Annotated in this window: 19 protein-coding genes; 5 read left to right on the top strand and 14 right to left on the bottom strand. The window is 33.9% G+C overall.

Annotation, left to right across the window (positions count from 1 at the left end; all coding sequences use genetic code 11):
* Positions 1-281: 281 nt before the first annotated feature.
* The 9 genes from G8O30_RS11605 to G8O30_RS11645 all read right to left on the bottom strand — a co-directional run bounded on the left by G8O30_RS11605 (position 282) and on the right by G8O30_RS11645 (position 9,631).
* Positions 282-1,163: a copper amine oxidase N-terminal domain-containing protein gene (locus tag G8O30_RS11605; protein WP_239672217.1), complete on the bottom strand. Its 882-nt coding sequence runs from the start codon at positions 1,161-1,163 to the stop codon at positions 282-284.
* A 341-nt stretch (positions 1,164-1,504) separates the two neighbouring features.
* The gene (locus tag G8O30_RS11610; RefSeq protein WP_239672218.1) at positions 1,505-3,643 is read right to left on the bottom strand and encodes a hypothetical protein; all 2,139 of its coding nucleotides are present in this window, start codon (positions 3,641-3,643) and stop codon (positions 1,505-1,507) included.
* 181 nt (positions 3,644-3,824) lie between these two features.
* Positions 3,825-4,364, bottom strand: a complete 540-nt coding sequence (locus G8O30_RS11615) for a hypothetical protein (protein WP_239672219.1) — start codon at positions 4,362-4,364, stop codon at positions 3,825-3,827.
* Positions 4,365-4,427: 63 nt separating this feature from the next.
* Positions 4,428-4,823 carry a hypothetical protein gene (locus G8O30_RS11620; protein ID WP_239672220.1) on the bottom strand — a complete coding sequence of 132 codons (396 nt, stop codon included), beginning with the start codon at positions 4,821-4,823 and terminating at the stop codon, positions 4,428-4,430.
* 71 nt (positions 4,824-4,894) lie between these two features.
* Entirely contained in the window at positions 4,895-5,704 is an 810-nt protein-coding gene (locus tag G8O30_RS11625; protein ID WP_239672221.1) for a plasmid recombination protein, read from the bottom strand.
* 143 nt (positions 5,705-5,847) lie between these two features.
* Positions 5,848-6,120, bottom strand: a complete 273-nt coding sequence (locus tag G8O30_RS11630; RefSeq protein ID WP_239672222.1) for an HU family DNA-binding protein — start codon at positions 6,118-6,120, stop codon at positions 5,848-5,850.
* Positions 6,121-6,421: 301 nt separating this feature from the next.
* The gene (locus tag G8O30_RS11635; protein ID WP_239672223.1) at positions 6,422-7,378 is read right to left on the bottom strand and encodes a bacteriophage abortive infection AbiH family protein; all 957 of its coding nucleotides are present in this window, start codon (positions 7,376-7,378) and stop codon (positions 6,422-6,424) included.
* A 421-nt stretch (positions 7,379-7,799) separates the two neighbouring features.
* The gene (gene xerS, locus G8O30_RS11640) at positions 7,800-8,939 is read right to left on the bottom strand and encodes a tyrosine recombinase XerS (RefSeq protein WP_239672224.1); all 1,140 of its coding nucleotides are present in this window, start codon (positions 8,937-8,939) and stop codon (positions 7,800-7,802) included.
* Positions 8,940-9,007: 68 nt separating this feature from the next.
* A complete protein-coding gene (locus G8O30_RS11645) occupies positions 9,008-9,631 on the bottom strand; it encodes a hypothetical protein (protein ID WP_239672225.1) in 624 nt (207 codons plus the stop codon).
* A gap of 262 nt (positions 9,632-9,893) precedes the next feature.
* On the opposite strand from G8O30_RS11645, the gene G8O30_RS11650 reads away from it, so the two are divergent.
* Positions 9,894-10,700, top strand: a complete 807-nt coding sequence (locus G8O30_RS11650) for a hypothetical protein (RefSeq protein WP_239672226.1) — start codon at positions 9,894-9,896, stop codon at positions 10,698-10,700.
* Between the two features lie 86 nt (positions 10,701-10,786).
* On the opposite strand, the gene G8O30_RS11655 is transcribed toward G8O30_RS11650, so the two are convergent.
* The 4 genes from G8O30_RS11655 to G8O30_RS11670 are packed head-to-tail and all read right to left on the bottom strand — an operon-like array spanning position 10,787 to position 14,247.
* Positions 10,787-11,632 carry a tyrosine-type recombinase/integrase gene (locus tag G8O30_RS11655; RefSeq protein WP_239672227.1) on the bottom strand — a complete coding sequence of 282 codons (846 nt, stop codon included), beginning with the start codon at positions 11,630-11,632 and terminating at the stop codon, positions 10,787-10,789.
* A 4-nt stretch (positions 11,633-11,636) separates the two neighbouring features.
* Positions 11,637-12,521, bottom strand: a complete 885-nt coding sequence (locus G8O30_RS11660) for a tyrosine-type recombinase/integrase (protein ID WP_239672228.1) — start codon at positions 12,519-12,521, stop codon at positions 11,637-11,639.
* A 14-nt stretch (positions 12,522-12,535) separates the two neighbouring features.
* Positions 12,536-13,366, bottom strand: coding sequence for a site-specific tyrosine recombinase/integron integrase (gene xerA / locus G8O30_RS11665; RefSeq protein ID WP_239672229.1), 831 nt, complete (start codon positions 13,364-13,366; stop codon positions 12,536-12,538).
* Positions 13,367-13,371: 5 nt separating this feature from the next.
* A complete protein-coding gene (locus tag G8O30_RS11670) occupies positions 13,372-14,247 on the bottom strand; it encodes a tyrosine-type recombinase/integrase (RefSeq protein WP_239672230.1) in 876 nt (291 codons plus the stop codon).
* Between the two features lie 386 nt (positions 14,248-14,633).
* Here G8O30_RS11670 and G8O30_RS11675 point away from each other — a divergent pair, with 386 nt between their 5' ends.
* From G8O30_RS11675 to G8O30_RS11685, 3 genes are all read left to right on the top strand, one after another.
* Positions 14,634-14,975: a GNAT family N-acetyltransferase gene (locus G8O30_RS11675; protein ID WP_239672231.1), complete on the top strand. Its 342-nt coding sequence runs from the start codon at positions 14,634-14,636 to the stop codon at positions 14,973-14,975.
* 784 nt (positions 14,976-15,759) lie between these two features.
* Positions 15,760-17,022 carry a hypothetical protein gene (locus G8O30_RS11680; protein ID WP_239672232.1) on the top strand — a complete coding sequence of 421 codons (1,263 nt, stop codon included), beginning with the start codon at positions 15,760-15,762 and terminating at the stop codon, positions 17,020-17,022.
* Positions 17,023-17,088: 66 nt separating this feature from the next.
* The gene (locus G8O30_RS11685; protein WP_239672233.1) at positions 17,089-17,706 is read left to right on the top strand and encodes a hypothetical protein; all 618 of its coding nucleotides are present in this window, start codon (positions 17,089-17,091) and stop codon (positions 17,704-17,706) included.
* Positions 17,707-18,533: 827 nt separating this feature from the next.
* Here the strand turns inward: G8O30_RS11685 and G8O30_RS11690 are convergent.
* Positions 18,534-21,641 carry an S-layer homology domain-containing protein gene (locus G8O30_RS11690; protein ID WP_239672234.1) on the bottom strand — a complete coding sequence of 1,036 codons (3,108 nt, stop codon included), beginning with the start codon at positions 21,639-21,641 and terminating at the stop codon, positions 18,534-18,536.
* 523 nt (positions 21,642-22,164) lie between these two features.
* Between G8O30_RS11690 and G8O30_RS11695 the strand changes: the two genes are divergently transcribed.
* Positions 22,165-23,172 (top strand): C40 family peptidase, encoded by a 1,008-nt coding sequence (locus tag G8O30_RS11695; protein WP_239672235.1) that lies wholly within the window; start codon positions 22,165-22,167, stop codon positions 23,170-23,172.
* Positions 23,173-23,185: the final 13 nt, after the last annotated feature.

A 23,185-nucleotide genomic window follows, 5' to 3' on the forward strand; every position in this document is an offset into this window, starting at 1 on the left:
GTTCATTCCTCCTTTTCACTTTTATTTATTCATGAAATTTTTTCCAACATTATGAATATACTTTACCATTTTATAATTGTATAGATATTTTTTTAGACAAATATTTACATAAATTATGTATTTGAGAGTGAGAACTATCACACTACTCCTCTTCTACCTTTTCACGGTTTTTCTGTTTCATTCCGGCGTTGAGAACATTCCCCTCCACTTTAAGTAATAAATGTCCATTAAAACACAAAAAACCTTGTAAGTAACTTTCCACAAGGTCTTTGTTTCAAAGGTTAGGGTTTAAGAAATGTTAGAGTAGCTGAAGTATAATAATCCTCATCATCCACTGTTAAGATAACATTCCTAGTAGGCTGATCCCATGTAGTCCATATATTGTTCCAATCATCTGTAGAATAAAAGCCCGTTCCTAGTTCTGCACTAGCTTGAAAATGGAAGAAGTCATGAATACTTTCCATCTCATTCCAACTGTGATACAACGTTTCATATGGAATAAAATCATACATCGCTGCAACTAAAGCGTCATTTTCAAAGTAATAATATAATACAGTATCCTGATTATATTTAGTCAGTGAATATGCTAGTATACTCTGACCAAACTCTCTGTCACTATACATGAATTCCGCTGTTTCCTTTTTCATTACCTCATTGACTGACATATCCCATTCCATTCCTCTTAGGGCCATCTTGCCAGCCGACACAACTCGTTTTTGTCCACTATAGTCACTGCTGTATATGTCAATCTCATTTACATTACCATGCCACATTACAGTAGAACCCGTTGATTCTCCTACAAAACGAAGCGGGATCATTGTACGTCCATTTACCGTTTTCGCTGCAACATCCAATGTCACTTTGTTCCCATTTATATAGGCTGTTTTACTACCAATTTGTAACTGAACCTTTAAATTTCCTTTTTGAGCTTTAATGATTTTGCTACTAGATATGTATTCAAAAGAAATATTTAATGCTTCAAACAAAGAACGAAACTCTACTAACGTTACTCCATTATTTATGATTGGATTAACATCAAACTGTATTCTATCCGTATTTACATATACCTTCGCAGTGGTAGAAGCTGCTAAACTTTTTGTAGGCAAAGTTAATCCAACTAGAATAATAACGATGGAAATAAAAATTTTTATAAATTGTTTCATGATTGTATCCTCTCATATTTGAATAGTAAAAATATACTATAAGTTTACTATTTTGTCCAATTAATCAATATTTATCCTTAAGAATTTTTCTTCAATTATATGTTTCTATAATAGTAACTACTTGCCATGTGTTTAAATTTAAATTCAGATATAAAAAAACCCCGTAGAAAATAATCTACGGGGTTTTCTACCACTATTTATCTACTAATCTTTCGACAAAATGTGGGAAGTGACAGGCACTCCTGATTATAGAGCCTATATAATCACTAAAATTAAAAGAAGCATTGTAGAGGTTTATTTCCACAATGCTTCCTTTTTTTAATATTTGAATAGATGTAAAATTACTTAACTACAACACCCGTTACAGTTTTAGCCTCAACTACATTTAATCCAAATCCAGTTGTAGCAACTCCATCTTCATCCTTGATAGAACGATCTAGTACTTGAACTGTATAAGTTCCAGCAAACTCATCATTTGAAGGAGTACCATCTTGAAGAGTTACTGTTAATACTGTTCTTGCTACGTTGAATGCTAGATCAGAAGTAGTAACAGATACTGTATTTCCATTCTTATCCTTAACAATGATGTCGTTTAGGATAGATGCCATTGTGATGTCAGCGTCAATAGCTTCTGAGAATGTGATAGCGAATTCATCAGCATCACTTCCTGAAGTTGTACCTGCAATAGAACTAACTACTGGCTTAATACCATCAGCAACAGTTATAGCGTTAACTGAAGTAATATCTAATGCACGATTCATTGTATCTTTAATAGCTGTTTGACCAGATACAGTATGAAGTTTCAATGCAGTAGATCCAGATAAAGCATTATATGTTAAATTAGAGTTTAATGTCAAAGTAACCTTTGTTTGGTCACTGCTGATAGTAGCAGATGTTACATACATAGTTGTAGATGGGCTAGCAGCATCTACTAATACAAATTTGTTAGGATCTACACTTGCGAAGTTAAATCTAGAAGCAGCTGTAATTTCTACAGTATTTCTAGTCTTAGCAACTACAGATGCAATATTTGCATGAGTAAATTGACCTTGTGCACTAACAATTAAGTTAGTGTTGAATTTAGTTGAATCTAATCTTGTAGAACTAGCATCTTTAAGGTTTAATAATTTAAACACATCAGCAGCTTCTAATCCAGGTATAGTAATATCAACTGACTTATTATCACCAGCAACAGCGATTACTACATCAGCAACGTTACTTAGAGATTCAAAAGTTCCAGTAGCATCTGCATCATACAGATAATTTGACTTGTCTAATAAAGTAGTAGCACTCATTGCTTCGTCAAATGTGATACGAGCTTTGTTAGTACCAACCATTGTAATATTACCAGTCACTAATGGTGCTTTTTTATCGTTTAAAGATACAGTAGTTGTAAACTTATCCATTGTATTTTCAACAACAGAATCATCTTTAACATCCTTAATTACTAGCTTATAAGCTTGAGCATCTACATTTGCAGTTGCAAGATTAATCGTATATTTTTTGCCCGCAGTAACTGTAGAAACAGGTGTTGCTGCTAGTGCCACAACTGCATCATTAGAATCAGTTAACTCGATGTTAGAAGAAGTGAAACCTTGAACAGTTTCTGAGAATTCAACTGTAATTGTGTTGTCACTATTTACTTTAACACTTGCTGTAGGCTTTACATTGTCATTTTTAGCGTAGTAATTGAATGTCTTACCATCAGTTGTGTTAACTTCATTGCCAAGTACATCTTTAATACCTTTATATGTCAATGTTTGTTGTAGGAATGCAGCAGCTGCAGTTAGAGGATCACCAGAGATATCGACAGTTACTTTATTACCACTTACTGAAACTGTTCCAGCTGATAGATTATAAACAGTACCGTCAATTGTAATTGAACCAGCATTAGCATCCACATTTTCATTAAACGTTACCTCAACTTGAGTACGTCCAGCTTCAACTGATACAACTTCTGGAGCAGTAGTATCTTCTACAGCAGAAATAGTGAATTCTTTTTTAGTAGTTTTTAGGTTTGCAAAATCAGAAACCGGCTCAACAGAAAAGCCATATGCACCTGGATTTAACTTAGTGTTTAATACTAATGTAACAACATCACCTTTAGTATTTAAAGATGTTGTTCCAGCAACTTTATTTCCATCAATTAGGAATTCGCTAAACACTTTAGAGATTGCTGAGAATTGTACAGGCTCACTAAATTTAACTTCAATTGTCTTTGCATTGATTGATCGTGCTTCAAGTACCTCTGGGAATGTAACGTCGTTTGCAGTAGCATATTTTGTACCACTGAATTCAACTCCGTTAACTGATTTTAGCTTTTCAGCTTTAACTGCAATATCAGTTCCTTGAGATAAAGTTGTTCCAAATACAAGAGTAACTGACTTCTTGTCATCAGATACAACATATCCAACTTCACCAGCACTTACACCACCTGTAAGAGTTGTGTCCACAGTAACAGCTGTGCTAGATCCATCCAAGTAAACTTTAAGTGTACTTGAAGAAAGTGAATCTGTATCTATTTCTGTATTGAAATTAACAGTAACGTTTTTAAGGTTATTTGCACTTCCATTTGGGAGATAGGGGACAGCATACAATAAAAAAAGCCTGTGTTGTTAATTACTTAGTAATTAGCGGTACAGGCTTTTTTGCTAGAATTCTTTATTCATAAACTTCCTTTTTCATCTTCTTCCAACTCCCATAATGACGAATAATAGTGGATGTGGATGGAAGGTCTTGTTCCTGTGAAATTTGTGTCCACTCTTGAACTGTTGGACTTTTGCTCGGAAAAACTTCTCGTAATATCTTTCCATAATCATCTATTACAAACTGTTTTTCTAGTACTTCTTCTATTAGCTCTCGTCCTAAACGTCTTTCTAGTGTTAGGAAAGGAGGGAGATTATTTAATGCTGCATATTGGTTCCAATGATTAATCGTTTTAAAGTGTTCTTTATGTAAGTTAATCACTTGATGTAGATTTTCGTCAGTGTATTCTTTTGGTCTATGTTGCTTATTAGTACTATTACCAATACTTTCTTTTACTTCATTCCACGTTCCAAATCGCTTTATATAAGTAGTTGCCAATGGAAGATCATTTTGCTTAGCAAAGGTATTCCATTTTGCAATAGAAGTAAACTGTTCTTTGTGCTTTTTGGCTGTATCTAATAAGTATTGATTATCGTATTGAATGCCTTTACTCATAATAAAACTCCTGTCTACAAAGATACCTCTATTCTCATGAATAGAGGATTCATCATAGATTTATTATACTAACTCCAAGTCATTAAGCCAATCTGTTGCAAAAGTATGTCCCTCTCTAGATAGTTTCCACATTTCCTCTTTGATGTAAGGTAAATACGTGTGATAGAGAACATCTGAATTCGGTACATCATGTAGGATGTACAGGTATGGGTTAAGATAATGTTCTGTATTTCTTGTTAGGAATTCCTTTATAACATAATGTTTAACTACTTCTAGATGATAGAATTCTTTTAGTTCTGGGAATCCTTTAGCCATATTGTCAAAGTCTACAGCAAGGGAAAACCCATTGACTCGAAATCCAATATTATCCTTGTCAATACGTCCTATTGTTGTTCCAGTTATATTCTTATAAGAAAGCCCTAGTTTATCAATTTTATGTTCATCTTCTATAACTTCCACTGGTATTATCCTAAAAAGAGTAACTTCAGTCATTACTTGTTCGTGAGAATATTGATTCCTATTTACTCTTTCTAACCAGCTACTAAAATTTCTTTCAAAGCTAAACACCCCGGATTCGGTGAGGGAAGTAGTGCATGTAATAAGTCAATTATGTTTGGATTATTTGACGGTGTGAACAATAACATAAAACGAGTATCTTCACTAAAAAAATCAGGGGACATCCTACATAGTATTTTTTCAATTTCTTCTTTTGTACTCTCAACTATTACGTCACATTCTAACTTAAGTTCTTTCCTACGTTGAGCATAGATCATAGCTCTCGTTAGATTGTTCTTTCCATATTTATCATGTATTTCATCTATCCACTTTCTAAATATGGGATCTTGAATATGATCTCCATTTTGTCTATCCAATCTCTTAAAATATGCCGCTGATTCTATTTGCCATTCTTTTTCCCTTTGTCGTTCTTTTAAAACACGCATTGGATAAGTTAATATCCTATTTAGGATAGAGAAAATATAAAAGAAGGGAAGTAGTGTAATGCCTAAAATAAGTGCGCCAATTTTTGACTGCGCAAATACCGCTAAAAACATAATTCCTATTAAGTACAGGAATGCGGATACAGTAACAAGTAACATAAGGAACACAATTACAGCTACTACGTTAATCACCGACATGACCGGCATATCAGGATGTAGCATACCAGTCCGTTCAGCGAAAGCTACTAGTCCTAGAGAATCTAAAACTGGATAAAACCAATCGTTCCATTTCCACACAATTAAAAGTACCGATAAAATTCCTACTAGACCTGCCATTCCTTGATTTTTTTGCATATCGTACATCTGTTTAGCATGGAGGTAATGCAATATTTGATTAACCATGGTTTCACCCCTTATACCTTAAGTGATATTGTTTTGTTATATATGACAATTTTATAACAAAATGGCTTATATGTCAATGTATTACAAAGAAAAAACCCCCACAATATGGAGGTTTTTCCTGTCTATACTTATGTAAATAATGATTACTTAACGGAATCTTTCAATTGTTTACCTGGTTTAAAGGAAGGGTTCTTTGATGCAGCTATTTCAATCTCTTCACCTGTTTGAGGATTGCGTCCTTTACGAGCTGCTCTTTCTTTTACTTCAAAGTTCCCGAATCCAATAAGTTGTACTTTGTCACCTTTTGCTAAAGTAGTTTGAATGCTATCAAAAATAGCGTCTACAGCTGCTGCAGCGTCTTTCTTTGAAAGTTCAGCAGACTCCATAACATTACTGACTAAATCTGTTTTGTTCATGATAAATCCTCCTAAGAAATACTTCTCGTCTATATTAACATCATAAAGGCAAAAAATACTAACGATCTCCATATTGCTAAATCATATTAAGATGATATTATTTGTTGGTCCATATGAGGGAGGGGGATAATTGAAAACAGATAATAAAGTTGTTTAATTTCGTTCTTACTAATGCAATAACCACCTATCGCTAAATTTGATAGGTGGCATTAAAGTTGTTTAATAATAAGATATTCGCATTGGTTAAACTGTTCAAATAAAATAATAAAGTCATTTAAATTACATGTACTCAGTATAATTATTAATGAATTTCAGTAATTTCTTCATTTGAAATACTAAAAGTACTAAAATCACCCTTGAATCCACACTGCATTAAAACATCCATATATATATGATGATTCGATTTATCAAAATCATTAAAATACCATGTGAGTTTTTTTGTATCAATCCGTTTACAAATCGCTTTTAAATATATCATATCTACTTCGCTAAATGAGAACCCAAAGGAATATATTTCACTGATATTTGAATATGTTATAGTTTCAAAAAAATGGATTTTATTTTTTAAAGCTATTTCAGTTTTCTTTCGTAGTTGTTTATGAATTTCAAATAGACCATTCTCCGATCCAATATAATTCTCCATATAATAATCTGTTTTATCAACAGTATTCCCATGACCAAAATAAATCTCCTCATTCTGTTTTCCATGGATATAGCAGATTCTGTCTTTTGATACCTCATAAATTTTTTCTAATGTGTCTGTGTAATTGAACGTTAAAACTAAATCTTGTTCATCTATTAATTTTAAGAAATCACTCTTCGCTTTTGCACAATTAATATCTATTGTATTAATCCAATCTGAAAATAGTTGTTGAATTGTTAATGTAGGGATTACAAGATTTGATGCAATATCTTCATTATTATATGATGTTTTCCATAAATCTAAGTCTCCATCTTCGTCTAAAACTTCAGAATAATCAAAGGCTTTATCAAAATTTAGATTAGCCAAAGAAGCTTCAATATTACTCCATTTCTCAGTATTAGATTCAGCTTCACTAATTAAGAAAAATAACATAGATAAAATTTCTGTTTCATCATATGTAATCTCTCCGTCTGGCATATGTGTCGATTCTGGAATAACTAAACTATCCATTTCAATTTCTGTATCTGAAATTAGATGTTGTCGAAAATCATCATATGATGTTTTTAAGTCATGAGCCATATCAAAACCATTTCCAACAATAAATAGTTTGTTCAAATTTGCTATCTCCAATCTATACTTTTATAAAGATTTACTACAAATATTAAAACCACAAAGCTTCCCGATTATCTTTAAAACGAACTACTACTCCGTATTAAACTGCTTACAAACACCATAGAAAGAGATATATCGTCACAGCAAGTTCCAAATATACTAGATGAAATTGCCGAGACTACTCTAACTGCTAAACAGCTTTGGTCATCTATCCCTTCAAACTTTGTGAAAGATGACGTACAACATAAATTATACTTACTCTGTAAGCAATATAAAAACGAGTTTAATGAGATGGGGATTTATGATGGCCCTATGGAAGTACAAAGAAAGCTTTCGGCATCATTAAAAACTCAGGAGATTCAATCTATCCTATTTGATGTACACACAATAGAAGAGAGAGAAGGGTGTCCTAATGTTTCCCTTCTCATTCTTCATCCATCTTATTCATAATTCTCCTTGCTTCATCTAAAGAAATATTAGTGTATAGAGAAGTCGTTTCAATAGAATTTTGTCCTAGTTGGTCACGTAAAGTAACGAGATCCCCACCATTTAGAATCCATTCGCTTGCGAAGGAGTGTCTAAGTTTGTGCGGACTAATACTTTTCCCAGTCTCGTTAAAAGCCGTTGTGTGCCGTTTTAAGCTACTCTGAACGGTTCTAGGGGAGATAGGGTTAGCTTTACCGTTATACTTGGTTAGAAAGACGTATTTGTTCTCTTTTGCAGGCTTATACCGTTCCTGTCTTATAGATAAATACTTGTTTAAGTATTCAAGCCCTAACTTGCTAATTAAGATAGTGTCACGCTTATTTCCTTTACGAATGACATCTATTGTTTCTTTCTTAAAATCAATATCAGAAAGCGTAATGTTACATAACTCCGATACTCGAACACCGCTTCCGAAAGCCACCGCATACAGCGCCATAAACCTTTCTTTGTCACGTTCATACAATTTCTTTTCCCGTTCACTTAACAGCAGATTATCGTTATTGTCACGAAGTGTAACGTATTCCTTATCTAAAAACTCCATGAACTCAATAAAAACATTCCTACTAATCATATCGCTGCTTATACGCTTAGCACGACTACTTTTCGTTTCTGCTTTTTTCTTTGTCTTTATCTTAGCCATTACATTGCGATAGAAGTAGCATTCTCCTTGATTCTCACCAGTCTCAATTTCCGTTTCGGTAGTTAAGTAGTTAAAGAGGGATTTAAGGGCATTTTGGATGCGTAGGACACGTTCTGAACTTCTTGTAATAGTTTCATATTCATTCTTCTTATAAGGCTCTCTAAGGTAGTCAAAGAAAGATTCTACTTCAGCCTTCTTTAACGATTCCAGAACAGTGTAAGGGATCTCTTTTATTTCTTTGCAATCCTTTGCTATTGATTCTGTAATTAACCACTGGAAGAACAGTTGAAAGTCATGCATATATCCAAGAAGAGAAGAAGGGGAGTAGTCCAAGCGTTTTTTTGCTTGAACATACTCCCACACATAGTCTGGCATGTGTTCGACTAACTCTTCTAATCTATGACTATGCTTTAATCGTTCTCTAGATTGTTGAGCCATATGACCACACCTTTATGTCGTATTTTGTCGAAGTTTGCGCGAAATACAATTTTAACGTAAATTAATTTCTATGGACTAATTGTTCCACTTAGTCTAGATATTAGTGAATTTAGAGAAAAGAAAGGAAATTTTTTAAGAGTTTCAAGTTGCTGTTCCATTAAGTAGAATTCCGTTAACCATTCAGGAAGGTTACCATCGTGTGATTCTTTCCATAACTTTGTACGTTCTAATGCTAGATATACAGGCATTTTAACCCACATTAAATGATTAAAAATACTAGGTACGAATTCTGTACTAACTTTCCCACCCTCTGACAAAACCGTATCAAAATAAGGAAATTGTATACCTTTATGACTAGTGTTCCGAACCCAGATTAGCTCTTGAGTAGGGATGTAGGCAATATTTTTTTTATCGTTCAATCTAAATTTCAAACTTTCTCTAAATCTATCATTATCGAACTCATCTAAGAAGCAGAAGCAGCCAACGAGCGGCTTGGAATCGTATTTTATAATGGAACTTTCGTTTACCTTTTGTTTATAGGTATGTAGAGAATCAATTTTACTATTAATTAAGTTAAAACTATTTGTATAGCCTCTTGTCTGTCGATTCGCAGTATGAAAATTGTTAATATAGTAAGGTTTGCAATTAAATCCATAATCATCAAAACGAATTATCTTAGCATAACTACCCATTAATATTCTCCTGTTAATCCCACAATATTTTACATAAGTATATAGTATAATACGTTCATAATCAACTCTTTGCTAAATCAGAATTTCGCGCAAAGTTCTATTTGTAGTAGTGAAGGTTAACACCCCCATCCACTCGCTTCTTCTTTAGTATGCTACAAATAACTTGAGTTATCCTACTTATATAATGTACTGAAACAAAATTTTTCACAAATACGAAACTTTTATCCCGCATAAATAGTACTATTATTTAGGAGGTGATTTCTTGGAAATTATGAAGTCTATAGAAAGCTTATTCACAGCCTTAGGAATCGATACCCTAACAGGAGCACTATATATTATAATTGTTTTTTCTCTTTTAGCTACAGCAAAAATCTTTAAAGAACAAAACGAACAATCTACTCTTCAAAAGGAACAATTTAAAGATAGGTACCAGGAAGCACTTTACCTACTTTGGCAAAAGCTTGATCATGAACAGTATCGTTTGTCCAAAGACTTTTATGACATTATGCTTTCTAGAAGTACAAGCCTTAATGCATACTTCTTTACCACTTTAAAGGAGCACGTATTGGCTACGACCAATGATAAGGAAAAATACGACAATATACGAAATCTACTAGCATCGGAATTGGAATTTCTTTCTCCCGCTAATGACATGACAAAAGTCGATAGAAGGTTAATTGACCAACTTCCAGACAAAACAGCCACATTTTTGCGTGTGTTTGTACCCTATCTACAAGCCTGTGCATTTTTATTGGTAGTATCCATCTTACTTTTAACTATTAGTAATGAATTTATGGTGATGGTACTTTTAGGATTAACCGTTTGTATCATTACGGTTATTGCATTGTTTGATGTATTAAAAAATTCAAGTGACCGGAAGAAAATCGAATTACTTGTAACTCTAGGTCTCTCTTTCCTTCTTGGTGTTGCCGTCATCATTACAGCTCCATGGCAGCTATTCGTTTCTTACGGCTTATTCTCCGTCTATTTCTTCGGAATGATGTTTGCTGTGATAAGAAGAGGAAATCAAATGAAAAAATCATCCAATCAACAAAGTATTGCTTCCTAGCATCATCAATATGAAGAATAGAAAAATCCCGTCCTTTTTGGGTTCAATTGACCGAAAAGAGGTGGGATTTTTTTATAAGATTTGTTTCACATAAGCACATCATAAATTTCCTTACGAGCATGATGATAGAGCCTTGCATATGTTTCTGTTTGTCTTGGATCTACATGTCCCAGTAAAGTTTGAATTCCTATTAATGGCATTCCTTTTTCTGCTAGATGTGCAGCAAACGTATGTCTTAACACATGCGGACTTACATGAAAGTCTACAAGTTGAGAATATCCTTGGAACCACACCTGAATAGTTCGTGCATGTAGTGCATTAGTACTGTATGAGTTGATGTATAGGTATGGTAAACCATCCTTTCGATTATCTACATAACTTCGTAAATATTCCGCACAAACAGCCGTATAAACTACTATCCTTCCCTTCTTTCTCTTCCCAGAACGAATGTGTATAGTACGCAACTCCCAATCAATATCCTCTAGTTGTATTTTTACCAGTTCACTAATCCTCACCCCTGATGAATAGAGTAATTCTATAATAGAACGCTCCATTATATTTTCTTCTGTTAAATTACGCAATTTCTGTACCTGAAATTTGTCTAAATAATACGGTATATTGTCTGGAATTTTGGGAGGTTTAAAAGAGTGAGCAGGATTCTTCACACAGATTTTTTCTTCCACACAGAATTGAAATAATAGTTTGATTGCGAACAATTCTCGTGCAATAGTTGCTGGTTGATACCCTTTTGTTTCTAAATGGACCATCCAATTTCGAATGTCTTTTGGCATAATAGTTGAAATAGGGCTATCTTGATACCTCAGGAAATAAGAAATGGAACTACTATAAATTTTTAGAGTTTTCTCATCTAATCTTGCTTGATAGCTATTTTTAAATGTCCGAATAAACGAAACTATCTCTTCTGTTTTCACCCTACTACCCCATGTATTTCTTGTATAAGGAGATTATACTTTTATCCGGTAATCTAGCATAGATTTGAGTTGTAGATAGATCGGAGTGCCCTAGTTCTTCTGAAATGAAAGAAATTTCAGCTCCTTTTGCTAATAAGTTTGTAGCAAACGTATGACGCAAACGGTGTGGATACACTCTTGTTCCAATAGTGTCACCGACAGTTTTCATATTTGTTTGTATGGCTCTAATACCGAGCCTCTTACCCGTAGAAGTAACAAACAATGATTGAGGTGAGATGTTCTTTGTTGCCTCTAAGTATTTTTCTAAGAGTAACGCTGCTTTTTCAGAAAAATGTACAAATCGTATCTTCTTTCCCTTTCCTGTTACTTTGGCTGTACGAGATTCAAGGTCAATATCTTCTCTATTTAAACTACTTACTTCTCCTACCCTACACCCCGATGATAAAATAAACTCAAATAATGTTCTTTCTCTAAGTGAAAAATTCTCTATTCCATGACGAACTTTAGCCTCTTCTCCATTAGTAAGGTAACGTGGAACAGGTTGTGGTAATCGTGGAAACCATCTAAATTTCATTGGACTGCTTTCTATATAGTCTTCCTGAATACAAAATACATAAAAAGATGAAAGGATACTAAGTCGCAAGCTCAACGTCGTTTCTTTCACATGATTTTGCTTTCTTTGATACCATTCCCAAATCTCTTCTGAGGATATATTTTTATACGACTCTGTAAAATCAGAAAAGAAATGTGTTAAAAAGCGTCTATAGACAATAATAGATCCTTTTGAGTGGTTTTTAATCTTCATATTAAGCAAAAAATCATTCACTATCTCTTCCGTTTCTTCATTAGGTAGCACTACTGCTAATTTCCAATAGGTTTCATTACTCATTACACCATTCCTCCTTATTGATAAAGATCATACTGCTTCTTTCTCGCATGTTCCATTAATCTCGTATAGATTCGTGTTGAGTTTATATTGACATGGCCTAGTAATTCTTGAATATAGGTATACGGCATTTGTTTTTCTGCTAAATGTGCAGCAAACGTATGTCTCATCGTATGTGGGACTACTCTAAAACCTAAAGCAGCTGAGTACCCTTGAAATTTCTTCTCTACGAAAATTCTACTGAGAGGGTTACCTCGTTGATTGCAAAACAGATAGTTACTTTCGATTTCTCTGTTTTCCAAATAGACTTGCAGTCGAACAGCACATTCATATGTAAACAACACAAACCTTTCTTTATTCCCTTTCCCTTTACGAATCCAAATTTGTCTAGTGTCCCATTTTATATCTTCTAGTAAAATATTTAATAACTCACTGACACGTACTCCAGTGGCATATAAAGCTTCTAACATCGCTCTATCTCGTATGTCTTGTAAAGTATACTCTTGTAATTCTGCTACTTGTCGTTTGGTTAAATAATATGGAAGGGAATCATCTTTCTTTGGAGTATGAATCGTAGAAGTAGGGTTTTTAATGAGCTTATTTTCCTCCATAAGGTATCGATAGAAGGATTTAATTGCTGATAATTTTAAATGAATAGTTCTTGGCTTTAGCCCTTTCTCTTCCAATGAAGATAACCAAGATCGGATATCAGTTGCTTTTACTTCATCAACAGGTTTCTCGCAATAAGTAAAAAACTGTTGTAAGGATATCTTGTAGCTCCTAACTGTGTCTTGACTAAAACGAGTTTCATGGTCAACAAAAAAAGCTTCTATACTAGAGTAGTCCACGTCCTTCACCCCATTTTATTTTGATACTGTGTTCTCATTTCTTCCGTTGGAATTCTTGCATATACTCTAGTTGTATTTAAATCTGCATGACCTAATTCATCTGCGATAAATTCAATACTCGCACCTCTGGCTAACATGTTTGTAGCAAATGTGTGTCTACAACAATGTGGATGAAGAGTGAAAGAAAGTTCTGCCCTTTTCCCGATCTTACGAACTACTTCATAAATACCATCCGGTTTTAATTGTTGGTTTCGTCTATTTAAAAACAAATAGTCCTCGTCTTGTATCTCTCTAGTATCCAAATATTCTTCTAATAATAGTAAACATTCTACAGAGAAGTGAACCTGCCTAATCTTCTTACCTTTTCCTACAACATCTGCAGTTCGCTTCGAAAGAACAACATCTTTTATTTTTAAGCTAGATACTTCTGCACTTCGACATCCAGAGGAGAAAAGAAACAGCAATAAGGCTCTATCACGTGTAGAGAAGGATTCAGAAGCCTTTTTAACTCTAGCAAACTCTTCTTCTGACAAGTATTTTGGTAAGGAATGAGGTATTTTCGGTTTCCATCGTTTTTTCATAACTACTCTATCCATGTATCCCTCTAGCAAGCAGAATTGAAAGAAAGATGATAATACACATAGAAACAAATCGATCGTACGTGCTTTCTTTCCCTTAGAAAATTCTTGTAGCCATTGATGTACATGTAAAGAAGTAAGCTCGTCTAAAGTTACTGTAACTTCTCGAAAAAACCGATTTAACACCCATTCATACTTTTGAAGAGTTTGTTCAGCTTTATTAGATAGTTTTAGACTTAACAAATACTCGTCTATTAATTTTTGCAGACTAGTATTCACTGTTTTATTTTCTAGATTTCCCATTCTATCACCTAACTTTGACTAGAATACTAGTATTATGGTCAACTTGACGGTATTGTATTCAGTACAAATAGTGTATATATTTCTGTAAGCCTACATCTTTCAGTAAACTATGATTCATTATTAGAGAATCAGTGATCCTCTTACAAATTTTGAATAGCGATGTTAGCTCCATTCGCTGACGGCAGTCGCATAAATATTCCTACATGAATAGTAAAAGCCCTATAACAGCATGAGAATTAGGGCTTTTTGTATCATTAACTCATACTCTAGATGTCACCATCCTTTCCCCTTATATTGAAAATTTTAGGATGTGAACTTATCCAGTATTTCTTTAAAGACCTACTGCTCTATAAAAATTTTCGCTGGTGAGTTCAATTCCTTGAACCATGTTTAGCTGGTGCCTTACGGATTGGGTAGTTGACGATGAGTGTGAGATAGGTATTGAAACAGATGAAAACTATCAAGGAAATGGATGGGCACGAAAAACAGCATTAGGAACACTAACCATCGCAAAACAAAGGGGCATCAAAAAAGTTGGTTGGCAATGCTGGTCTAACAACATTGCTTCTCAACGAACTGCTCTGTCTGTTGGTTTCAAGCCGCTTGCGGATTTCCCTGTTCTGTTTGGATGGAATCATCCTTTAAACAACCTCCTTGTCAACGGAAACCATTATATGCGTGGTGATCGTAAGTATGAGGTAGAGAAAGATTATCCCCGCGCGGCTTAGAGTTATGCCCAAACAATTGATGAAGGCTGGGACTGGAATGGTGATATGGCATTATACTGGAATGCAGCTTGTATGTTATATTTGACCGGCAAAATGGACCAATCGAGTCATTATTACAAAAAGGCTATAGAAATAGGATGGAAAGATATTCATCAACCACATTATCATGAATATGTTTATAGAGAAGAGGATAGCGATCAGATCGCACGCATACTTTCAGAGTCAGTATAAAATTAGTATTGTTATACTGCCTTATCGACTTAGCTTCTAGAATCAAAATAAACATACTGTAGCCAAAATTTCAGCAGTTTTTGTACCAATAAAAGCTAGAGCCCCAGGTAATCTAGTTGAACTAAACCGTAAGGGATCATACCTGCGAATTTTTGCAGTTAATTTAAGTTAATTGTTAAGGATAGGGGTTGCTCTTGTTAATTCAGAGCAACCTCTTTTTTCTTCTCTATTACTTCAACAATCTGGCCCTTTAATGAAACGAGGCTAATTCTTTTGAAAGAATTGCGCGTGATTATTGAAGTTGTTCAATAAAACCTTCGTTTGTTGATCAACGAGTTTATTATTCACTATGATGAATTTCAAGAAGTAACCAAAATGCAAGTCTTATTCTTTTAATTTCATTACTAATTCCACAATTCCCATTCAATTTACATTATAATCTAATATTTCTATAAATGTGATTTATGGTGATAATTAACAAAGATTAATTGTTCATTTATGTTAATATGACAATAAGGATTCAAGTAAAGCACTTAACAAGGGAAGAGAGTATATGAATTTTAATTTACATTTAAAATGTGAAGTTTGTAGTAATACAATTCGATTAAAAGTATATGCAGGATATGAACCAAAAAATAGTTTTAGCTATTCTTGTCCAGAGTGTAAAATTAGAATTACTGGTCACTTGATATGGAATGATAACCTAGAAGAAAGTTTTATTAAAGAGTTTTCTTGCATTAATGCAAAAAATACAGTGGAATTCGAAAAAGAAAGTCACGTTCTCCAAGTGGCAACAGAATTTTATACGGATAAAATTAAAAAATTTGATCCAAATGATCCGACTTTATATCTCTCTCCTTTCATGATGGAGAGTATTTCATTCGAACTTAAAAGGAGAAAACAAAGGTTTGTAAGTAATGTTACAGAAAATTTTTCTAATGATTATAAGGTTAGTAACAGATTATGGCAATTGTATAAAATGGAAAACTATAAATATCTAAACAGACAACTTCTTTCAAATAAATTTGTTGAACCTGTATTACTAGGTGAAATATTGAAGATAGATTATTCCGATAAATTGCTAGAAGTCCTTTATAAGCCATTTTTACCTTTCCTCATCGAGAGTAAAAAAATCCCTGAATTAATAAATATTAGAAATCAATTATCTTATCTAAAGAAAAATCATAGTGCAGAACTACATCAATTAAAAATAGATTTAGAAGAGTTACTAAATTATTCCGAGGCCGAGCTTATTCTTTTATTAGATAATTTTTCAAAGTACTATAGTTATATCTGGCCAATTATACTTTCTACTTCACTTAATACCGAAGATATAGATGAAATAAAAGAAAAAAAAGGCATTCTAACCACTGATTTTCAGGATTTAAAGAATTATTATGTTGAAGCATTTGAGGTTTTAGCATCGGCCCTACCAATACTATTAGGGATTCAAAATATCAAGTTTAGAAAAAGTCGAAATATATTTCATGAAAGCAATGTAAAAAAATTCAAGAATATTAATTCAATTATAGATTATCATCACAATGTTAGAAAAAAAGGTTACAAAATTCAATTCTTTGAAGAAGAAAATATGTTTTCTTCCTACGATATAACAAAAGTTTTAAATAATGAAATTAGAAATAGTATAGGTCACTATTCTTATAATGTTGAATCAGATCAACAGTTAATTCATTTTATAGATGGTAAAAAAACATGTAATTTGTACCTAATTGAATTTGCAGATTTATTATTACAAACATTTTATGCTACTTTTTTTACTTTTGAAGTAGTATTCTTTTTAAAGAATAATGTTTAGAAATTTTTGTAAAAAAATAAATGCTATAAACTATAGAATACTCAGAAATCTAATGGAGGTACAATCATGACTCATACTTCTAGTAAATTAAATGAAGCAAAATTTTTTAATAAACTCCTAAAAGATCACTATTTAAAATATCCGGACTTCAATTATTATTTAAATGCATTTTTAAGCTCATCTCGTGCTGTTACATGGGTAATGAATAGTGAGTATGACAAAACCAAAGGTTATCATGAATGGTTTGAAAATGAAAAACCAAGCGATGAAATACATGGACTATTAAAAAAAATAAATGACTTAAGAATTCAAACAAATAAAATTAAACCAGTTAGAGCAAATCCCAATGCCTTATTTACTATTGATGAAACAACAATCACTGATGAAATCAGAGAGCAATTAATAAAAATTGATAAAAAGAAAGTTTCCATTACTCTATCAGTAGCTAGCGCCGCAAGTGATGAAAAATCAAATGATGAAATTACTTTTAAAGGTAAAATCGAAAATGTCTTTAATAGTGTCGATGAGTTTCCAGATGAAAATATTTTAGAGGTCTGTGAGAAATATGTTGAAGAGCTTGAACGTGTTGTATTAGAGTGTGAGAAAAGATTTAAACATCTTTTGCCAGAAACTAAATATAAAGGACTTACTATTAATTTTACAAATGGTGATGTTTTAAAATAAGTATTTAATTATTGGATATGAGCAATATCTGCGGAAATTTTTTTAACGTTGTTATCCATAAAATACTTTATAATTTCACTGTATATTTAAAAAAGTTGTTCAACAATCTGGTCCTTTTCTGGAATAGCACCGTCGGTGTTATTGATTAAACTGAGGGGGAAACTACCTCTCCTCATATCCAACTACCGTTAAGATATGGTGGGCAGCTGTTCCTGTCCCCTCTGTCCAACAACTGCCTTCGCGGATCGGGACTCTCACCCTATAGACTCCATCCATGCCGGACACACCAAAAAAAGTGAAATCGCAGGTGCGATCTCACTTTTTTCTTGTATCAAAGCTAGTTTTGTCCCACCCTCTTTAATATCTTTGTCAATTTGCATTCGACAAAGTATGAGAAGTGACAGGCACTCCGAATTACAGGCACTCCTATTTATTTCAAGACAAGGTTTCTGTCTTCGTTATCACTAGTAATTTTTTTTTACTGTTCTAAGACATCCAATCCATATTTCGGCAAATTAATACTTCTTTAATTTTAGATAATTGATGATTCTTTCATTAGTTATATACTGACGATGTTGGCTCTTTTCGCTGGATGATGCGGTGTGGGTATCCTCCATAAAATAGTATAAACCCTAACTCCACATGGGAATTAGGGCTTACAATATGTCTCAATATAATAATATCTTTTCCATTTACATTTTATCACAAATAAATGTATAAAGAAGACCCCGTAGAAATTAATCTACGGGGTTTTTTACCACTATTTATCTACTAATCTTTCGACAAAATGTAGGAAGTGACAGGCACTCCTGATTATACACTTAGATTTAGTTAATAGTAACTTCTTTAGCTGTAGTGAAAGCTTTAGCTTTATTACTATTAGCATCATCTTTAATGTATGTTACTGATTCTTTAGATTTAACGTTATACTTTTTGCCATCTCCATTTACAACAGTTACTACTAATAGAGAAGCATCAACTGCATCTACAGCTGTAGTGTAATCCACACCTGCAACTAGTACGTTACCATTTACATCAGTAATTACTAAGTCTTGAGCAAAGAACGTTTCATTTGTTGTTGTTAAATCTTCTGTGAAGTTAATAGTGAAAGTATTGTCATCCGCCGCAACACCATCAGCAATAGCTGAAGTTCCCTCTAACTCAGGAGCACGGAAATCTGCAATTAGTCCAGAAACATCACTTGCAGCCATCTTAACTCCCGTTTCAGAAACTAAGATATCAGCAGCTACGTTAAACGCAGTTAGAATATCAGCAGTATTAGTAGCTGAAGAAGCATCAGCTCCTAACACAGTCGCTTTAATTACTGTTTCGTTACTAGAATTAATTGACCAGCTATCAATAGATGCTAATGCACCATTTGTTGTTGTGAAACCTGAAGCTAAAACTACTTTCAAAGGTTTATTAACAACGATTTCAACTGTATTAGCACCTGTTTGTTTAACTGCTGTAACAGTTGGTGCAGATTCAGTACCTACTACTCTATCATAAGCAAGTTTAGTTGTAGTGTTACCAGCCAAGTCAGCTACACGTCCAACAGTTAGCGTTCCACCTACAACAGTTTGTTGGTCAGCTTTAGGAATAGTAATCTTTACAACCTTACCAGTTGTACCAAATAACTCTAAAGTACTATTAGCTGGTAAAGCAGCTCCTGCAAGAAGATAATTAGCAGCATTTAAAACTGAGTATTGTCCAGTAGTAGACATTTTTTCAGCATATGTTACATAGATGATATCTGAATTATCAGCAGCTGATTCTTCTACAGCTGTTACAACAACATCAGTAGCATTAGCATCTGGATCAATAGGAGTCTTATCAGTAATTGTAAATGGTAATGTTACAGTTGCTAACGCATTTGCAGTAAGAGCAGTATCTTCTTGACCTTTTACTTCTACTGTATAATTACCACCAGTTAGTTTAGAATCGAAAGTTAATGTAACTTTCTTATTAACAGCATCATAACTGTTAGTAAATCCAGTAGCAACTGCTTTACCTTCAGCATCTACAACTTTAAAGTTAGTTTCATCTTCAACTTTAGAAACGTTCATAGATTCAGAGAAGTATAATTCAACAGTTTTTTCATTAGTTACTTTAACACTATCAACTGTTGGAGATGTTTTATCCGCAGTAACTGTAACAGGTAAAGTAATGTTTGACTCTAACTTGTTACCCCAAGCATCTTTAATTTCAGAACTTGCTGCTAGACCTTTATTTTTAACAACTAAATTAGTTGTACCTTCAGGAATTGGATAAGTTGTGAAAGTTAAAGTGAATGTTTTGTTATCAGTTGTTGTAACTGTGTCAGGGCTCCAAGCACTGAAAGTGTGATAGAAATAATCTTTTAAACTATTAGTTGCATCAAGAGTTACTTCTCTATCAAACGTTACTTTAACTTCAGTTTGTGAAGCTGATGTAACTGTTGCCGTAGGAATAGAAGTTTCTTTAGCGTAGTTTAATGTAAGTTCAGTCGCATCAATTTGGAAACCAGCATAATCTTTGAATCCAGCTAATGAGATAGTGTAATCTCCATTAGGTAAAGATGAAGCAGCTAGAGTAACTGTTACTACGTTAGAACCATTTAATGGTGATACTGTCGCAGCATACGTACCGTTATTTACTTTAACAGTACCTGCAGTTTTTACTGGCTCATTAAAAGTGATTTCAAACTTATTAGGTCCAACTAATTTCACAGCGCTAGCAGTAGGAACTGTGTTATCAAAAACTTTTAAATTTTCTGTATATTTAACAATTGCTTCACCTTTAGCTGATTTTACATCCTTAACAACTACTGCATAGCTGGCAGGTTGTACAGAAGATACATTAGCATCAGCGATTACAACTTTAACAGATTTTTTATCTTCAGATAAAACTACATCAGCAGCATTATTTCCACCGATAGTAAAGTTAGCTTCAACTACAGTATCAGCGTCAACTGCTTGGTTGAAGCTTACAGTAAACTCTTTAAGGTTAGTTGCACTTACCCCAGTAACCTCAGGAAGAGCACTCTCAACAGTAACTGTGATAACTAATTCTTCAGAAACGTTACCAGCAGCATCTTCTGCAAAGTAAGTTAACGTATACTCACCAGCAATTAAAGTATCGATTGCTTCAAGATCGTTACCTTCAGCGTCTGTTAGTGTGTAGAATACTTCAACTTCTTCATCAACATTGTCAGTAGCAGTTACTTCTGGAAGAGTGAACTCAGCACCGTTAGCTACAGTTAACTCAAGTTCTCCATCATAAGCTAGTACTGGAGCTTCTTCGTCCATTACTGGCTTCTCAAGAAGATCACCGAAAGCGATATCAGCTTTGTAAGCCATTAACGCTACGTGTTGACGTTGCATTTTACCATCTACTCCGAATTTACCATCGCCAGTACCTAGGATGATTTCGTGAGAAGCAAGGATATTTACAGCTTCCTCATAATAAGCACCTGCTGGTACGTCAGAGAAAGAACCTTCATAACCTTCTTTAAGCTCAAGCGCGTAAGCTTTTGCCATGATTACAGCGAAGTCTTGACGAGTTAGAACGTCGCTAGGGTTGAATTTGCCGTTGTATCCAGCAATGATTCCAGCTTCAGCAGCTGCGTTGATGTATCCAGTCCACCATTGGCCTTCTTTAACATCAGAGAACTTAGAAGCAGAAGTAGTATCTTCTTCTAAACCTAAAAGTTTAGAAACGATAACTGCAGCTTCAGCACGAGTTAAAGATCCAGTTGGATTGAAAGTTCCATCGCTGTTTCCTGTTAATACTCCTGCTTCAACTAGAGCAGAGATTTGCTCGAAGAATTGGTTGCTCTCATCTAGATCTGAGAAGTTAGCTGCGAATCCAGCTACTGGTGCTACTGCAGATGCTACCATTGCAGCAGATAATGATGTTGCTAAGAACTTACGGTGTTTTTTTGGTTGGTAAGCCATTAGTCCTGTTCCTCCCTTAATTAGGTACATTTATTCTACTATCCTAGAGAAATCATAGTATCTATTTGGAACTATGTAGCAAAAAGCGACAAATCCCTTATGTAATTACCTACTATTCTCATAGTCTAGCGAAATATAAGTTTTTGAACACTAGTTCAAAGAATAGTATAAATGACAGTAATTGGTCAGTCAACCATTATTACCAACTCTTTCATACATTTTCTTTAATTGTGTGTCCAATTCCTATAATTCCATTCTACATCTTTACAGACAAATTTCAACAGTAATATTACAGGAAAAACTATCCAATGTCTAAAAATGTTAGTTTTTCTGCTTTTCTTACTCCCACTTCAATTATCGGCAACATAACAAACATTTTTACTATATTCTTTAATATTTTGAATTATGACAACAAGTTATAATATTGTTACATAACTGTAACCTACCAGTTTCTACTTATATGGTATTCTATTTTCAGAATATATCGTCGAAAAATAGTCGATTTGAGTGGAGGAATACGAAATTGAAGAAACTTGTCACATTCGTGACTCTTTTCCTATTTTCTATCTCGTTCTATTCAGTAGGACATGCGAAAGAATCTCAGGGTGAGAGTTTAGTAGAGTATGCAAAGAAGTTTATTGGAGTACCATATGCCTTCGGAGGAACCACTCCAAGTGCATTTGATTGTTCAGGATTTATGCTATATGTATACAAAGAATTTGGTATTAGCTTACCTAGAACCTCTGCATCTCAATCTCTTGAGGGACAAGCTGTAGCAAAAAGCGATCTTCAACCTGGAGACTTAGTTTTTTTTGCAAATACATATAAATCAGGAGTTTCACACGCCGGTATATACATTGGAGATAACAAGTTTATATCTGCTACTTCCTCAAAAGGAGTAAAGATAGATTCCATCAACGATCCATATTATTGGGGAAGCCGTTACCATAGTGCTCGCCGAGTATTATCAGATGTATCATTCTCTGCATCAGATTTACCTACGTTGCCAGCCGGACAATATCATGATGTAACTTCTAAACATTGGGCATTTTCAGCTATTACTTCATTAGGTCAACAAGGTATCATTTCTGGATACGATCACAGCATCTTTGAGCCTTCAAATGATATTAAGCGTTCTGAAGTGGCAAAGATGATTGCAGACAAGTTAAATTTAAAACCTAGCTCTTCATCTCAATTTTCTGATGTACCATCAACTCATTGGGCATTTGGATACATTAACACTTTGGCTGAACAAGGCTTAATGGGTGGTTATGGAAATGATCGTTTCCTACCTAACCAAGCTATCACTCGTGGTGAAATAGCAGCGTTATTCACAAGAGTTTTTGCTTTTTCCGCTAACAATGCTGGTAAAGCAAAGAACTTTCATGACATATCAAATCATTGGGCAAAGAATTCTATTTCAGAATTAAGCTCTCACAATATTGTTACAGGATACAACGACGGAACATTTAAACCGAATAATTCTTCTACACGTGCAGAGTTCTCTGTATTCTTATATCGTGTACAATAATAGTCAACCTATT

It is taken from the genome of Mangrovibacillus cuniculi (genome assembly GCF_015482585.1).
Classification (GTDB): domain Bacteria; phylum Bacillota; class Bacilli; order Bacillales; family R1DC41; genus Mangrovibacillus; species Mangrovibacillus cuniculi.

Excerpts from the sequence above, each read along its gene's own strand:
- G8O30_RS11605 (WP_239672217.1), bottom strand. The coding sequence starts at position 1,163 with ATGAAACAATTTATAAAAATTTTTATTTCCATCGTTATTATTCTAGTT.
- G8O30_RS11615 (WP_239672219.1), bottom strand. The coding sequence starts at position 4,364 with ATGAGTAAAGGCATTCAATACGATAATCAATACTTATTAGATACAGCC.
- G8O30_RS11625 (WP_239672221.1), bottom strand. The coding sequence starts at position 5,704 with ATGGTTAATCAAATATTGCATTACCTCCATGCTAAACAGATGTACGAT.
- G8O30_RS11630 (WP_239672222.1), bottom strand. The coding sequence starts at position 6,120 with ATGAACAAAACAGATTTAGTCAGTAATGTTATGGAGTCTGCTGAACTT.
- xerS (WP_239672224.1), bottom strand. The coding sequence starts at position 8,939 with ATGGCTCAACAATCTAGAGAACGATTAAAGCATAGTCATAGATTAGAA.
- G8O30_RS11645 (WP_239672225.1), bottom strand. The coding sequence starts at position 9,631 with ATGGGTAGTTATGCTAAGATAATTCGTTTTGATGATTATGGATTTAAT.
- G8O30_RS11660 (WP_239672228.1), bottom strand. The coding sequence starts at position 12,521 with ATGAGTAATGAAACCTATTGGAAATTAGCAGTAGTGCTACCTAATGAA.
- G8O30_RS11670 (WP_239672230.1), bottom strand. The coding sequence starts at position 14,247 with ATGGGAAATCTAGAAAATAAAACAGTGAATACTAGTCTGCAAAAATTA.
- G8O30_RS11675 (WP_239672231.1), top strand. The coding sequence starts at position 14,634 with ATGTTTAGCTGGTGCCTTACGGATTGGGTAGTTGACGATGAGTGTGAG.
- G8O30_RS11680 (WP_239672232.1), top strand. The coding sequence starts at position 15,760 with ATGAATTTTAATTTACATTTAAAATGTGAAGTTTGTAGTAATACAATT.
- G8O30_RS11685 (WP_239672233.1), top strand. The coding sequence starts at position 17,089 with ATGACTCATACTTCTAGTAAATTAAATGAAGCAAAATTTTTTAATAAA.
- G8O30_RS11690 (WP_239672234.1), bottom strand. The coding sequence starts at position 21,641 with ATGGCTTACCAACCAAAAAAACACCGTAAGTTCTTAGCAACATCATTA.